Annotated in this window: 13 protein-coding genes and 3 pseudogenes; 4 read left to right on the top strand and 12 right to left on the bottom strand. The window is 53.3% G+C overall.

Annotated features, from left to right (window positions below; genetic code table 11):
• From AO353_RS21220 to AO353_RS29990, 9 genes and pseudogenes are all read right to left on the bottom strand, one after another.
• Positions 1-753, bottom strand: a complete 753-nt coding sequence (locus tag AO353_RS21220; protein ID WP_054596710.1) for a WecB/TagA/CpsF family glycosyltransferase — start codon at positions 751-753, stop codon at positions 1-3.
• A complete protein-coding gene (locus AO353_RS21215; protein ID WP_054596709.1) occupies positions 753-1940 on the bottom strand; it encodes a glycosyltransferase family 2 protein in 1188 nt (395 codons plus the stop codon). Before AO353_RS21215 ends, AO353_RS21220 begins: the two co-directional genes overlap by 1 nt.
• Positions 1937-3139, bottom strand: coding sequence for a glycosyltransferase family 4 protein (locus AO353_RS21210; RefSeq protein ID WP_054596708.1), 1203 nt, complete (start codon positions 3137-3139; stop codon positions 1937-1939). The genes AO353_RS21215 and AO353_RS21210 overlap by 4 nt, the downstream gene beginning before the upstream one ends.
• Positions 3140-3385: 246 nt before the next feature.
• Positions 3386-4333, bottom strand: coding sequence for a DUF535 family protein (locus tag AO353_RS29995; protein ID WP_081013781.1), 948 nt, complete (start codon positions 4331-4333; stop codon positions 3386-3388).
• Between the two features lie 7 nt (positions 4334-4340).
• A complete protein-coding gene (locus AO353_RS21200; RefSeq protein WP_054596706.1) occupies positions 4341-5318 on the bottom strand; it encodes a glycosyltransferase family 2 protein in 978 nt (325 codons plus the stop codon).
• A 49-nt stretch (positions 5319-5367) separates the two neighbouring features.
• The gene (locus AO353_RS21195; protein WP_054596705.1) at positions 5368-5892 is read right to left on the bottom strand and encodes a serine O-acetyltransferase; all 525 of its coding nucleotides are present in this window, start codon (positions 5890-5892) and stop codon (positions 5368-5370) included.
• Between the two features lie 9 nt (positions 5893-5901).
• Positions 5902-6858 (bottom strand): glycosyltransferase family 2 protein, encoded by a 957-nt coding sequence (locus AO353_RS21190; RefSeq protein WP_054596704.1) that lies wholly within the window; start codon positions 6856-6858, stop codon positions 5902-5904.
• The gene (locus AO353_RS21185) at positions 6851-7927 is read right to left on the bottom strand and encodes an oligosaccharide flippase family protein (protein ID WP_081013780.1); all 1077 of its coding nucleotides are present in this window, start codon (positions 7925-7927) and stop codon (positions 6851-6853) included. The genes AO353_RS21190 and AO353_RS21185 overlap by 8 nt, the downstream gene beginning before the upstream one ends.
• Before the next feature lie 180 nt (positions 7928-8107).
• Positions 8108-8326, bottom strand: a pseudogene (locus AO353_RS29990) (IS630 family transposase); the annotation flags it as partial.
• On the opposite strand from AO353_RS29990, the gene AO353_RS30845 reads away from it, so the two are divergent.
• Positions 8313-8513, top strand: a complete 201-nt coding sequence (locus tag AO353_RS30845; protein ID WP_054596702.1) for a hypothetical protein — start codon at positions 8313-8315, stop codon at positions 8511-8513. The pseudogene AO353_RS29990 and the gene AO353_RS30845 overlap by 14 nt on opposite strands.
• Before the next feature lie 139 nt (positions 8514-8652).
• Here the strand turns inward: AO353_RS30845 and AO353_RS31125 are convergent, their stop codons facing one another.
• Together AO353_RS31125 and AO353_RS21170 are read right to left on the bottom strand one after the other, a co-directional pair.
• Positions 8653-9711: a hypothetical protein gene (locus tag AO353_RS31125; protein ID WP_146016084.1), complete on the bottom strand. Its 1059-nt coding sequence runs from the start codon at positions 9709-9711 to the stop codon at positions 8653-8655.
• Positions 9712-9922: 211 nt separating this feature from the next.
• Positions 9923-10903 (bottom strand): IS5 family transposase, encoded by a 981-nt coding sequence (locus AO353_RS21170; RefSeq protein ID WP_054598293.1) that lies wholly within the window; start codon positions 10901-10903, stop codon positions 9923-9925.
• Between the two features lie 224 nt (positions 10904-11127).
• Here AO353_RS21170 and AO353_RS29985 point away from each other — a divergent pair.
• The 3 genes and pseudogenes from AO353_RS29985 to AO353_RS21160 form a co-directional block, all read left to right on the top strand.
• Positions 11128-11368 (top strand): annotated as a pseudogene (locus tag AO353_RS29985) (transposase); the annotation flags it as partial.
• A gap of 67 nt (positions 11369-11435) precedes the next feature.
• Positions 11436-12806 carry an oligosaccharide flippase family protein gene (locus AO353_RS21165; protein WP_054596701.1) on the top strand — a complete coding sequence of 457 codons (1371 nt, stop codon included), beginning with the start codon at positions 11436-11438 and terminating at the stop codon, positions 12804-12806.
• Positions 12807-13131: 325 nt separating this feature from the next.
• Positions 13132-13440: pseudogene (locus tag AO353_RS21160) on the top strand (transposase); the annotation flags it as partial.
• Between the two features lie 144 nt (positions 13441-13584).
• On the opposite strand, the gene AO353_RS21155 reads toward AO353_RS21160, so the two are convergent.
• The gene (locus AO353_RS21155) at positions 13585-14301 is read right to left on the bottom strand and encodes a glycosyltransferase family 25 protein (protein WP_054596700.1); all 717 of its coding nucleotides are present in this window, start codon (positions 14299-14301) and stop codon (positions 13585-13587) included.
• Positions 14302-14327: the final 26 nt, after the last annotated feature.

Genomic DNA, 14327 nt, shown 5'->3' with positions numbered 1-14327 from the left:
TCAGGGCTTCCTTAATGTAGGCGCATCTCTGCAGATCAGCGTGCGCAACAAGAAAAGTGGATTACCAACCACATAGCGACTGAATAACCGCTTTGGCTCAATCATCAGCCTGAATACCCACTCACAACCGAGACGACGCACCCATTGCGGAGCCCGAACAACCTTGCCACCGAGAAAATCCAGGATCGCCCCGCCGCACACTATCAGGCATGGCACGCCGCTGGCAGCCAGCCTGGCAGCAACGGCTTCTTGCTTGGGCATGCCCATGCCCAGCACAATCAATTCTGGCTGCAGTTGCCGGGCAAGGTTGATGTAGGCATCCACCTCAGCAAAACCATGGTGAGCAGAAACTACATTGACCGCAAATACCGCTTCGCTACGCTGCACCGCATTCGCTAGAAAGGGTTCTGCAGTGCCCCAAAAAGCCACGCGCCGGCCCTTGAAAGCGGCCAGTAATTTGGGGATAAAATCCGTGCCATTCATATTTAACCCCGGCACCAAGCCGAATCGGCGAAACAGGATAGCCATGCCGGAGCCATCCCGTAGTAACACGTCAGCAGCGGACAGCGCGTTATAGTAATCGGTGTTGCCCGCCACCAAGTTCATGGCAAAGGCATTGACGAATCCAAGTACTGTCGCCGCCTCAGGCTTGGATAAAGCATCAATCAATCCTTGCTCATCATCGAGATCACTGACCACCCTGAGCTTCTGGATAATCGTTTGCCAGTTGTGCTGCCAAGCGAAAGCGCGCATTAGTTGTCATCTCGCTTCGAACGCACCCACTCAACTTGGCGCTTAAGCAAAAAGCCTAGATACAGGGGTATTTTTTTCACCACGTAGAACGGCGCATACAACAAGGCTGAAAAAGATATAATCTCGCGACCACATTGGCTCCATGCCAGCAAGATAGTCACATTCAATAGTGCCACCCCGACAGAAGCGATTAATGCTGGAGCCAAAGCTCCAAACAGCATAAACACCAACCATGACAGACTAAAAACAGCCCCCAACACTATAGTCAATAAGGCCAACGGAGGGACCCATAAATCCAGCGTCATCGCCAGGAGGTTCCAGTTACGCCGGCTGATCGACTCTACAAACAACTTTGGCGCATCGCCAAGGATTACCCCCAGATGACCATGCTCCCAGCGCGTACGCTGGATACTTAAGCCTTCATCACTGCGCGGAAAATAACTGGTCACCAGGGCATCGGGGCAAAACAAAGGCGGCTTACCGCTGCGGCAGAAATCGAAGCCCATCTTCAAATCTTCGACGATGTGACCACTGGCTAAATTGATCAACGCCAGATCCCGCCAGACGAAAGCCATTCCCGTACCCATTAACTGACAGGGCAAACCAAGCCAAGCCCAACCTTGCGGCCGCACCAGATTCTTCACACGCCAGGCAAACTCGGCAAACCGCACTTTTAGCCCGGAACCTGCTGGAGCAAGCATTAAATTAAGTGCCTGCGTTGGCCGCCCTGAGTCGATGCAACACATTGCCAAACGCTCAATAGAGCCCTCACCCACCTGGCAATCAGCATCGACAATGATCACGACGTCCGGCGCAACGCTCGCTAAATGACGTACCCCAAAGTCCAGCGCGTAACCTTTGCCACACTGCTGATCATTGCTGCGTTCCACCACCTCGGCTCCCGCCGTGCGGGCCAGCGCGGCCGTGTCGTCAGAACAGTTGTCCGCCACCACCAATAAGCGATCGCCCTCTAGCAACTGCGGCCGAATGCTATTTAACGTCGCGACGATCATCGAGGATTCGTTGTGTGCCGGTACCAACACCGCCACCCGCAGCCGCGATCTTTGCGCCGACGAGCGCAACCGCACAGGCAGGCAGGCCAGCAGCACCTGCAAAAACAGCACCAACACCGGCAGGACTATGAGCACCAACAGTGTACTGAACAGCCAATCAAGTAAGGTGATCATGCTTGCGCCCTAAACAAATTAGCCAACTTGGCCGCTTCGGTATCGATATCGTGTCGCTCCAGCACTCTCTGATAAGCCGCCTCGCCCATCCGCTGCAACACCTCGACGGGTTGCGCGAGGCAGTCCGCCAGCACCGCCGCCAACTCATCCACAGCTCCAGCGGGAAACAACCAACCGTTCTCGCCCTGACGCACTAACTCGGGAATGCCCGCCACATAGGTCGTCAGTACTGGCCGGCGCAAGGCCATGGCCTCCATGATTACTACCGGCAAGCCCTCGGCGAAGCTCGGCAACACCAAGGCCCGCGCTGCAAGAATTTCCGCCCGCACCTGCTCACTGCTAATCCAGCCAGTGATTCGCACCTGCGCTTGCAAACCATGCAGTGCAATCAGGGCTTCGATTTGCGCACGTATTTCCCCGTCGCCGGCCAGTACTATCTCGAACACCACGGCTTGCGCTGCCAGGATACGGGCGGCCTCAAGCAGCAACAGTTGGCCCTTCTGCTCACACAAGCGACCCACGCAGACCAACCGCGGTACGGACGGTACGGCAACTGCAGGTACATCGTGAAACGCCCGCTCCAGCCCACAATGCACCACCTTTACCCTTGCCCAGTGCGCATGAGCTACCCAGCGAAACAGCTGGCTGCGTCCATAAGAGCTGATAGCCGCGACAAAAGCCGCGCGCCGGACTTTCTCGCCCAAATGAATAAACTGCGGTTTGTCGAACTCTTCCGGGCCGTGCACCGTAAAACTGTACGCTGGCCCGCCGAGTGCATTGGCCAGCATCACCACCTCGGTTGAGTTAGTGCCGAAATGCGCATGCACATGCTCGGCGCCGAACGCCTGCAACCAAAACAGCAGGCGACATGCCTCGGACAAATAGACCAAATGGTACGGCCAGGGCCGATCGGCATGCCGGCCCATACGTAGCGCCAGCCACAACGCCGAAAAAAAGCGTCGCGGCTGGGCGCGCAGTACCTTCAGCACAGGCACTAACAGCTCTTTGACTCCGCCCTGCAACACATAGGAAGTTTTACTGCGCTCGGACACGTCCTCGGCATCCACCAACTCGGCATCCCAACCACGCAGAGCAATGCGCTGCACCACAAAGCCCTGGCGCTCTAACGCCAAAATCTCGCGACGAATGAAGCTATGGCTGACCTTGGGGTATTGATTGATCAAATAAGCGATACGCATAGGAACCAGCTTAGATGTCGTTGCGGTGAACTATTACTACAGGTAGTTTTACAGTAGTACAATTATCAAGAACGTCAACAAGCACCACGGGGTTTATTCCGATCCTTGCATTTTTTCCGAGCAATACCCCACCTGGAATTTTTGCTCCGGTACCTTATATACACGTCGAAACCAATAGTTGAAACAGTGTCGCCCGGCAACTGACCAAGAGCGACTACTGCAGTATCATGCTGTCAGGCCCGACAGTCAAATATCGACCTGATGAGCGCTTGTGTTAGTTGTACAACGGCCCATTAACACACTATCTATCCTTGAAAAAATATCATCTAGAAGCTCATAACGTCTGCGGTACATGGCACGTTTTTTTGAAGGAATACAATCAAGCGATTTTTTGGACAATACCATGGGGATTTCAAAAAAGTCTTCGCGCTCTGACGGAATTGCTCCATGTTCCAACCATATGGCATCATAATCAGCCGCCAGGTCTTGAGCTTTTTCAGCCCCAAAATATGGATGACGATGATGACGATATCCATCCCCTATCGCATAAATCTTTTCAACACCAACACTGCTTGCAATATACTTAATAGCTTCGATCAGAAGACTTCTTGGGCGAAGGCCTTCGAAATCTTTTGTCAGTGCTCTATAAATGTCCAAAGACCTGTCACTCTCTACGCCTTTGTGTATCCCTTGAACGGCACCGATAAAAATACATAACTCAACTTCCGTGCGACACAAGGTGAACGCTATTGATGCAATACGCAAATCACCCTGAAACAAATTCAGCACTAACTCCCCTTCACGCATAAACCATACCGGACGATCCAGAACCAAGGAACAACCAACAGAGCACCCCGACAAGTCACTCAACATCAAGCTGTCATTTCGTCCCAGAAGTAATAGCTGCGGACAGCTTTTTGTGACGACTTCGTAATGCGAGGCCAAGACACCAAGTCTATCCTGAGGTCTCCAGCATCGACTGATGTACGGCCAATGAACAACACCGACACAATCACCTCCCAACTTCTCAAAACCGGTCTTGCCCAGGGCATTCGACATACGCCACAAAAACAACTTTAGCTCGGACCAGTTTTTTCCAACTAAAATCAGTAATACAAGCTTATTTTTCAACGCCCTGAAGGAATACCCTGCATGTAAAGAAAACACGCTTTTTAGTATCAGCCAATCATTCATAGCCGTCTCACTTGTATTCGATCAACGCCGTCTTGCCGGCGCCCAATCTGTGCAACAGAAACTTGACTTGCCCGAGCATCTCGGGAAATTTGCTCAGCACCAGAAAGAAGGCCTGCAGCCAGTTTTCGCGCGCTGATCTATCGCCCCGGCGAGCCAAGCGCGCCACTTGCAGTGGATAGACCAGCAGCAGAAGCAGCCCAAACCATCCCAGCATCAAACTCGCCATCACAGTCGCCAGCGGGACACCCAAGCCCCAGAGCCAGGCCCGGCGCGACTCACGCTGCCAATGTTGCTCCGGTGCGGCCCCATGCAAAAATGCGCCCTCGGCAAAGGCATAGCCACCACGCAGGGTACGCCGCCACCATTGGCCGAAGCGGGTCATGGCCGCATCGTGCAAGGTCATTTCGTCAGCCAGGCGCCAGACCTTCCATCCGTTCGCACGCAGACGTACACACAACTCAGGCTCTTCCCCGGCAATAAGCTCCGCTCGAAAACCAGACACTGCGGCGAACGCTTCAGCCCGTATCAGCGCATCGCCACCACACGCCTTGGCCTCACCTATCGGGGTATCCCATTCAAGATCACACAACAAGTTGTAAATCGAACGCTGTGGAAAACGCTCACGGCGCCGTCCACAGACCACCGCAACCTCAGGCTGAGCATCAAGAAAGGCCTGCGCCCGGGGCAGCCAGCCACCGACAACCTCGCAATCACCATCGACAAACTGCACATAACGCATCGCCGGCAATAAACGTTGCACGCAGGCAAATCCTTCATTGCGCGCACGTGCAGCCGTAAAGGGAATCGACATATCCAACTCAACCACCTCGACCCCAAGCCGCCGTGCCATCTGGACTGAACCATCCGTTGATCCAGAGTCGACATAAATAACCTTCTGCGCCGCACCGCCCAGCGAAGCCAGGCAACGCTCAAGCCGCAGGCCTTCATTGCGACCGATAACAACGACACCAACACCAGTAGCCATTGAGTTCACTCAGCGATGTAAAACTGCTCGATATCGTCCACCGGAGGGTTCATAAGCATTCCCTTGCTTCTGCGCGCTGCCTTTTCTTGATAGTCGCAGGCACGCCCACTGCCACCGAGTCGTCCGGTACATCTGTCAGCACCACGGCATTGGCACCGATCACGACGTTGTTGCCAATGCGGATATTGCCCAGCACCTTGGCCCCGGCACCGATATCAACGTTGTTACCCATCACCGGGGCAATCGGCTCATCCACATTCTTGAGCCCCACGACCACGCCATTGCGGATACGGCAATCATCGCCGAACTGAGCATAACCACTGATCACGATTCCGCCGAAATGATCGATGACGAAGTTGCGCCCAATCACCACCTCACACGGCAGCTCGATACCCGTCACGATCTGCACCAATTTGAAGAGCACTTTGTATATAAAGGAGAACAACTTACGCAAGAATGCCGGGCGCACTCCGTAGCGCCAGCGCCCAAAGCGATAAACCAGCATCACCCAGAACCCCTGAGCAGCCCAATCACCAGCGTATGCACGCAAGTCCGCACGTATATTTTCGAACATAAGGTTGACCTACCGTGTTGGTCGGCTAGCAAAGTGGGTATCGCGCAGCAACGCCCAAGTATCACGAGCATGCTGCCAACACGCCCCTATGGCGGCCCGGCCGCGGCCTTTCAATAGAGCCTTGAGCGCCAGAATCAGATCACCCAGGCTCACCAGTAACATATGAGAGGCCAAACCCAGTAGACCGTGGTGCTTGCGAAAGTACAAAAGCTCGCTTTCGATTTGTAACCTGGGTATCTGTCGACTGACCACATTGAGCTCGACAACCGATTTGGCACTTTCACCGCCGATATGCACCACCGTGGTATGCGGGTAATAAACCACCTTCCAACCGGCCTGTTTAACGCGTTTGCAGTGATCGACCTCCTCGTAGTAAAGAAAGTAGCGCGGGTCGAACAAACCAACCTGATCGATGACTTCACGGCGGATCAAGTAATAGCAGCCGGGCACCCAGTCGCACTCACGGACCGAGGCATGATCCCAGTCCATGTCGTCGACCCTCTTCACCACAGGGAAAAAGCGCTCAAGCCCTGTACGCGAGAGGAAGACATTCAACGGCGTCGGAAAATAGCGACAGGAGGGCTGCAAATCACCCTCTCGCCCAACCAGTCGAACGCCAAGGACTCCGCAATCAGGGTGAGCCGCCATGTAATCGAGAGTCTTGCTCAGGGTATCAGCAGCAACGAATGCATCGGTATTGAGGAGCAACGCGTACTCGCCCTGCAGGTGCTCAATCAATTGATTGTTGGCACGACCAAAGCCAACATTATTTTCATTGGCCAGCAGCAATGCCTCTGGGCAAACCGTTGCCAGGCACTCTAGCGAGTTATCGACAGAGGCATTGTCCACCACTAAATAGCGCGTTCGATCCGCACTATTTGACTCGCGCAACGCGTTAAACATGGGCTGCAGCAGAGTCGCTGTATTGTAGTTAACTACCAGCACATCAAGAGGAGCACTAATCATTAGGTTGCTCCCAAAAAAAGTGTTGAACTCTCATTGCCACAAGCGCCCCAACCACTACGCCAAGCGCCAGCAGCAGGGGCAGCAGCACCCATAACGAAACAACGCGAATAATGTTATCCATGGCTTGGTACTTTGTGAGTCCCAAGGCTAGCCAAAGCTGATGAGCCACCCCGTAGCGCAATGTGAAAAAAGAAAGTGGAAGAATGGCCATCATGCTGCCGACCTGGGCATAACGCTCATCGTACAAACAGCTGATGATGAATGGACTGGCGGTCAAGAACAGTCCGCAGACAAACAGCAAGGCAAGATCGACAACCAATCGGATGCGGTAATACAAAGCGCGAAGCTGTGCGGTGTCATTAACTCTTGTGACCTCGCTGAAGGCCGGCATGGCCACGGCCCCGACCAACCTCTGCGCTCCGATTTGAAGAGCTCCCAAAATCAGCACCGCAATGGAGTAGGCGCCCAGTTCAGTGGCCGACATGCTACCGCCGAACCAGATAGACCTGGTGAAGTAACCGGCGCCCAGCATCACCAGCAGGCCGGCAAGCTGGGACGCAAACTCGGCTAGCACCACTTTCTTTTGCTGGAAATCGCAAACGGCCAAGTCGAGTTTCGTCGACTGGAACCCAAAGATGATCGCGGTAAAACCGGTAAAGGCCAACACCAGCGGCAACTCCGGTGCGGCATAGGTGGAATTGGCCGACCACAAATTGATGACTTGCGCAAACCAGGTGAAGCCCGCGATTAGAAGTGTCGAAGTAAAAAGGACAACGCCACGCAGGATCTGCACGGTCCAGGCGGTATTGAGAAACACTGGATCGTCGCCACGCGGGCTCTGGATAATGTTCTGGCGCAAACCGACATCGGAAAGCAAGTGCAGAACCACCGAAACGGTGGTGGCGATGACCATCATGCCGAACATTTCCGGCATCAGCAGACGGGCCATTACCAGGTTGCCGCCCAAGCGAATGGCTTGAGACGTTACAAGCGCCCCCAGATTCCATGCCCCAGCAGATATCGCTCGCCTGCGAAGGCTCAACGATGGCGATAAATCAATTGGAGGCATGACATCAACCCCAAACTCAAATGGTACGCACGTTACTATAGCTACAATTGGTCATCTCACTAGCCGTTGCTCACCAATCCATGGGTTCAAGAATCCATGCCTGAGCACTTTCGCGCGTTAATCGTCATTCTGGTTTTAGCTGGCATCGTTTTTGCCCTAGTGTGCTGTTTTGAAAATAACTTACCCATTAGCTCGTAAAGCCATTGCCTCACGGGCTCGCTGTATCTTGTTCAAGATATCTTCGCCCTTCGCATTCCAGACGTAGCGAGTCGGCTGTGCATTTCGCAGTGCCAGGAACGTGGTGATCGAGCTTTCCAGTTCGCGAACCGAGCTGAAACTACCGTCACGCAGGCACACCGTGATGTCGCGAAAGAAGCGTTCAACCATGTTCATCCAGAAGCCGCCGGGCTGGATAAATCTTGGCCCGAGCTGGCGCATGGAAATTCTGCGTGGCATTTCCCTTGGCTATGACAAAAACGAGGTCGTGGTATGCCTGCTTGAAGTCGAAAGCGGTCAGGTCTACACCGACTCTCATGACCGCTCGTCCGACGTCAACACTCTGACCAACCTCCGGAAAATTTACTGAGAAACGACAAGGCTTTAGAATGCTGTAACGCGAATTTTGCAGCGTAACGGAGCCATTGTTACCGGGCAGAAATTGAGTTACACCCAACGAATACGCACTCAGGAGCGTATAAATGTTGAATACGCGCGATATACTTTCGTTACACACCAATTTTAGCAACATCGAGAGATCTCAAGAAATACCAAAGCCTGATTTTTCTCAAAACACGTAACGGGACCCATAGAATATTTAGCCTGGGAGCCTCACTGCTTACCCTGTGTTCCAACACTTCTTTATGGACATGTGGTATTTCATTAAAGAGTCGTTCCAGCATTGCTGGTTCCGACTCACCAGAAAGCGACCCAGAATAATGAATGATATTAGAACTTTTCATGGACGGTGTCGCTGATGGACCGACGATATGCCCAGGAAAAGCCATGTGATGTTCCACAAGGCTTAAGTGGCGCCACCTGATATTATTCTTTACCAGCACGGGAGAAATAACAACTTGATCAGCATACCATGCAGACCCTGAACTGCTTGCCAGTTTACTTTTCAGTAGTTTTTCGAATGCTGAAAAATAGCTTTCAGCAAAACAACTACTTCTACGCCAGACAAATGCACCCGAGTTAAAGTAAGCACGCACTTTTACCACCGGACTTTCTAGTGATATCCATGGAAGCTCATCGAAATTGGCATCTAACAACTTGCACAACGACTGCCAATAAGGACAATTTATTGCAACCCCCTCATGTATAGCTGGCGGAAGATATTCTGCACGGGCGGCAAAATCAACGTCTAAATCTAACAGCAGCCCCGATGGCTCCGATGCAATCAAAATATCACTATCAAGCCAAGAAATTAAATCAGTTGTTGCATTACATTGCGCCCAATATACCGCCGCCGGCTTATTTGAATAGTTAAACCAAGGCGCCACATTATATGCACTGTCATCGACGTAGGTCACATCTAACTCGCACATTGCACGCAACGTTGCTCGCGAAAGGGGCGCACCAACACGTGCCTTTACTGCAAATACTGTACAATTTGCCAACCGACCGCCAAATTTTCTAAGCGTTTTGATCATAAGGAGAGTTTGATTTTCAAGCCGCCCACTTTCAATACAACAAACAAACGAAATCGATGAAGTTGAAACCTCACTAGATCTGCAATCCCGCGCAACAAACACCTGCCGATCTAAATTTAAAGAATTAGACATTTGATATAAATCCCTCATTGAGCAATCGAAACTCACGAGAATAATTCAACGAACTTGTGAATCCATATATATTTGACCTGCCTGTAGGGAAGCTCCGTTCAACTTTCCGCAACCGCGCGGCAAGTTGAAAAAACCGTGGCGCTCAGCGCTATTTACTGCGAAAACTCCCGTACGCACCGCCTTGTCGGGCTTTTTAGTCCATTTCTCCGTGTTACATGCGCAACTCGCCCATAACCATCAGCTGTTTTCGAACCATCCACAGGGTTGACAGGGCGAACAGCGTGGTCAGCTGAGCGGTGTTTTTCATCAGTCCACGAAAGCGCACTTTCACATAACCGAACTGGCGCTTGATCACTCGAAAAGGATGCTCAACCCTGGCCCGCGTCTGGGCTTTGCAATACTCGATTTTGCGCTTGGCCTTGTAGAACAGGCTGCGTTTATTGAGCCTGGAATAGGTGCTGCGCCGCGCGGTGATCTGCCAGATCACCTCACGATTTTCATGCTCCTCACATTTCTCGACACTGGTGTGCCCCGCGTCGGCATACACCGTGTTTCCATCGCCGTGCAGCAGCTGCGCAACTTGGGTGACGTCGGCCACATTCGCCGCCGTGCCGTGAACGTGATGAACCAGCCCCGACTCCACATCAGCGCCGATATGCGCCTTCACTCCGAAGAAATATTGATTACCTTTCTTCGTTTGATGCATTTCAGGATCACGCTTGCCGTCTTCGTTCTTGGTCGAGCTGGGCGCATGGATAATCGTGGCATCGACGATGGTGCCTTGACGCTGGGAAAGGCCTTTTTCCTGCAAATAACCATTGATGACCGCGAGGATCGCCAGCGCCAACTTATGCTTTTCCAGCAAATGCCGGAAATTCATGATCATGGTGTCTTCAGGAATCGGCGCGCTCAAGGTCAGATGGGCGAACTGGCGCATGGGAGTGATTTCATACAGTGCTCCCTCCATTGCCGGGTCACTCAGCGAGAACCAGCTCTGCAACAGGTGAATACGCAGCATGGTTTCCAACGGATACGGTTTGCGGCCACCGCCAGCCTTTGGGTAATACGGCTCAATCAACGTCAGCAAGCCGCTCCAGAGCACGACCTGATCCATCTCGGCAAGGAATCGTTCGTAGCGTGTTTGCTTACGCTTGCCGGCGAATTCGAAATCGGAAAAGCTCATCTGGCTCATCTGGCTCATCTGGCTCATGGGCGGCTCGGGTCAGGTGGTGAGGGTGTATTTCTCCACGGTTGAAGACTTGTTCGGAGATTCCGTAGATAGCTGTCGAGAAAAGCACGCTTTCACCTCAAGGGACCAATCGGACACACAATCCGATATTGAATTCACCATAGATTGCTTCCGGCGTTTTTCAAGGTAGTTGTCGCGTTGACCGTGCTTTTTAAAAGCTCAGCGCCCAGTTGCAACCGGTAATCCCGTTGCGGACGATGAAGCGCAAGCCCAAACCCGGTTTACCCAGACTTTTCGATCGACCGAAGTACCGGCAGCGCAACGTCATTGAGCGGATGTTCGGCTGGCTGTAAGAGAACCGCCGCATCGCAACGCGGTTTCGTCAAACTCGCGAAAAGCTTTGCGGCAATGGTTTCGCTGGTCTGTTCCATGCGGCGCTTGCGACACTGTTTTTCGTACAAAACCTAGAGTGTGCTAACGGCATGGCAGATCGAGACTATAGTAGCTTGCTAGAGATTGGGTGAGGGATGTTGCTATGCCTTCGATCGAGTTGTCGTCACCGCAGAGCCTTCGCAAGCGGGTCATCTGGGCTGGGGCGTTGAATATCGGGTGCATGCTGGCTTCCCAGGTCATGCGACTGGGCGGCAACCTGGTGATCACCCGCCTGCTGGTGCCGGAAATGTTCGGCGTGATGGCCATCGTCACCACCGTTTCGGTGCTACTGCTACTGCTTTCTGATGTTGGCCTGCGGCAGAACATTATCCAAAGCCCACGAGGCGACGACCCGCTGTTTCTCAATACCATGTGGACAGTGCAGATCGTCCGCGGTTTTGTGCTGTTTCTCCTGATGCAGCTGCTGGCCCTCTGTGCCTGGTTCGCGCAGCACCTTCAACTGTGGCCGGCGCACACCACCTATGCCGCTGCAGAGCTGCCGCTGGCGTTGGCACTAACCGGCTTTTTCGCGGTTATTTACGGCTTCCAGTCGACCAAGGTCGATGTGGCCATCCGTACGTTTCAGCAGAAGAAGGTGGTGCTCGCGGAACTGATCACGCAGCTCGCCGGCCTGGTGGTGATGCTGGTGGCCGGCTACTTCACCCGCTCTATCTGGTCGCTGGTGGCGGCGAGCCTATTGGCCACCTTGGTCTACACTGTCCTCAGTCACCTGATGTTCCAGGGCCCGAACAACCGCCCGCAGTGGGACCCGGCGGCGCTCCGCGAGATGCTCGACTACGGCCGTTGGATACTGTTGTCGTCCGCGGTGGGGGTCCTGGCCATGCAGGGTGACCGGATCTGGTTCGGCGGCAGCATGTCGGCCATGGAACTGGGGGTTTATTCCATCGCCGTGAGCATCCTTGGAACCATCCAGTTGAGCCTGCAGCGGCTGGCCGGGGCAGTCGCCCTGCCGGCCCTCAGTGAAGCGGCGAGAAGTGGCGACAAGGAGCGATTGCGCAACCTGTACTATCGCTTCAGGCTGTTGTTCGACCTAGTCTCGCTGTTCGCCTGCGGCTTCTTGCTGACCGCCAGCCCACTGATCATCGGCTGGTTATACGACGCACGTTATGCCGGCGCCGGCGGCATTATGGCTATCCTCTCGCTGTCCCTCTTTACCTTGCGCTTCACTCTGGCGCACCAGATCTGGCTGGCCCTCGGGCTGACCAAGTACCTGGCCATGGATAACATCATCCGGGTCATTTCACTGTTCATCCTGCTGCCGTTGCTTTTGGCCATCGGTGGGGTGACCTATGCGATCTGGGGTGTCGCCCTGCATACCTACTTGACGCTTTTCCTGATTTACAAAGTCAGTCGCCAACTGGGTCTTTTTGACCTGAGGCGCGAGCTTGCAGTGCTACCTGCTCTGGCGCTTGGAGCCTTGTTCGGGGCGTTGCTCGTCAGGCTCTTTGCTTGAGCCCGGGCTGGCCCTGTGTCGAATATCGTCGCTGTTCGTGCTTTGTGAATCTTCAGGGGTGGAAGTACGAAAATGTGAAGGGACTTGGTTGCAGGAGGCTCGACGTGCCTGGCTCTGGGACAGTGCCACTAATGACGCTACCAGGCAGGGTCACGTTGGACTGGGCAGTGCTGCTGGCGCTGCTAGTCTACCCATTGTAGGTGGTGCGTCTGGCGCGCCGTAACCGCAGTTCGGCGTGAGAGAACTGGCTGCAGGCGTTCTTCCTGGTCCTGGGGAGGTTTCCCGAGATGCTCGGGCAGGTAAAGCTCGTCCTGGCAGGTTCGGTGCCAGCCACAAAACGGCTGCAATCAAGCAGTGGCTGGAAAAGCATCCGCGTTTCAAATTGCACTTCACACCGACCAGTGCGTCTTGGCTCAACGCCGTGGAAGGCTGGTTTGCACAACTGGAAAGACGAGCGCTGTACCGGGGCGCCTTCACCAGCGTTGCCGACCTGAAGGTGGCTATCCGCCAATTTATCGAGGCTCACAATGAGCATTCAGCCAAGCCGTTCAAGTGGAATAAAACGGCTGAGGCCATCACTAGCTCGGTACATAAGGTGAAGCTGAGCGTGATAAAAAACAAATTAATGGATTAACCGCTCAGGCCACTAGAAACCACTACACTCGGCGACTGCAAAAGGTCAACTGCTTCATTGGATCTCAGGCAACGTGATCGGTGTATGTCACCAGAAACGGGAAGTCTTCTTCAGAGCTTTCCTAAAAAGCGAAGTAACAGAAAACTATCGAGTTCTTCTCAGGTTTTTTGCTTTTAACCTCCTAAGCATAACCATTACCGACCGCAGGAGAGGCACCCTGTCAAAGATGGAAGGTTCATGCAGGTCCGTCCGCGAGGGCCGTTGATAGCCAAGATTCCAGGTAAAATAGTAAGCTAGAATCTCTTTGTTCTTTTGAATAAGCGTATTGAGAGCAGCGTCATAATGCATCGGACCTCCGTCAGGATGTCCCGGTGGCCGCTCCAGAACCTGGAATAAAAAATCCCTCAATTTCCCAAAGCATTTCCCGTTTACAGCATAGAAATGGGACAAATGTATTGGCCGGTCGACCACTTCCCAAGCAGGCAAGCTTGAGTTCCCTTCAAACGGATGCCCAAAATAGACGATGTCCCACTCCATACCTTCCAGAGACTCGATGGCCTGTCTCCCATATTGAGGAATGTGTCTGGAAAACTGTATGTCGTCCTCCATGATCAAGATATTTTTCAAATTCAGGCGCATTGCCTCTTCCAGCACCCCCAGATGACTCAAAAAGCAGCCTCTGGCCCCGACGCTCGGGAAGCCATTTCTCTCACTGGGCGTAACAGCCTCAAAAAAGCCTATTTTTTCATCATCAATTTGAAAGCCGTTACGAGCGAATTCTTCTACTGTCTCTAAACGGCGATCCTTTCTTGACGAGATATTGATGATTCTTGCTCGATCAAAATAGTCGATCACGTTCATCCGTCAGATCCTCAGCGCAGGCGATC

This window comes from Pseudomonas fluorescens (genome assembly GCF_001307155.1).
GTDB lineage: Bacteria > Pseudomonadota > Gammaproteobacteria > Pseudomonadales > Pseudomonadaceae > Aquipseudomonas > Aquipseudomonas helvetica.
This window is presented reverse-complemented; position numbering and strand designations above follow the sequence as displayed.

Excerpts from the sequence above, each read along its gene's own strand:
- AO353_RS21220 (WP_054596710.1), bottom strand. The coding sequence starts at position 753 with ATGCGCGCTTTCGCTTGGCAGCACAACTGGCAAACGATTATCCAGAAG.
- AO353_RS21215 (WP_054596709.1), bottom strand. The coding sequence starts at position 1,940 with ATGATCACCTTACTTGATTGGCTGTTCAGTACACTGTTGGTGCTCATA.
- AO353_RS21210 (WP_054596708.1), bottom strand. The coding sequence starts at position 3,139 with ATGCGTATCGCTTATTTGATCAATCAATACCCCAAGGTCAGCCATAGC.
- AO353_RS29995 (WP_081013781.1), bottom strand. The coding sequence starts at position 4,333 with ATGAATGATTGGCTGATACTAAAAAGCGTGTTTTCTTTACATGCAGGG.
- AO353_RS21200 (WP_054596706.1), bottom strand. The coding sequence starts at position 5,318 with ATGGCTACTGGTGTTGGTGTCGTTGTTATCGGTCGCAATGAAGGCCTG.
- AO353_RS21195 (WP_054596705.1), bottom strand. The coding sequence starts at position 5,892 with ATGTTCGAAAATATACGTGCGGACTTGCGTGCATACGCTGGTGATTGG.
- AO353_RS21190 (WP_054596704.1), bottom strand. The coding sequence starts at position 6,858 with ATGATTAGTGCTCCTCTTGATGTGCTGGTAGTTAACTACAATACAGCG.
- AO353_RS21185 (WP_081013780.1), bottom strand. The coding sequence starts at position 7,927 with ATGCCTCCAATTGATTTATCGCCATCGTTGAGCCTTCGCAGGCGAGCG.
- AO353_RS30845 (WP_054596702.1), top strand. The coding sequence starts at position 8,313 with ATGTTCATCCAGAAGCCGCCGGGCTGGATAAATCTTGGCCCGAGCTGG.
- AO353_RS31125 (WP_146016084.1), bottom strand. The coding sequence starts at position 9,711 with ATGTCTAATTCTTTAAATTTAGATCGGCAGGTGTTTGTTGCGCGGGAT.
- AO353_RS21170 (WP_054598293.1), bottom strand. The coding sequence starts at position 10,903 with ATGAGCCAGATGAGCTTTTCCGATTTCGAATTCGCCGGCAAGCGTAAG.
- AO353_RS21165 (WP_054596701.1), top strand. The coding sequence starts at position 11,436 with ATGCCTTCGATCGAGTTGTCGTCACCGCAGAGCCTTCGCAAGCGGGTC.
- AO353_RS21155 (WP_054596700.1), bottom strand. The coding sequence starts at position 14,301 with ATGAACGTGATCGACTATTTTGATCGAGCAAGAATCATCAATATCTCG.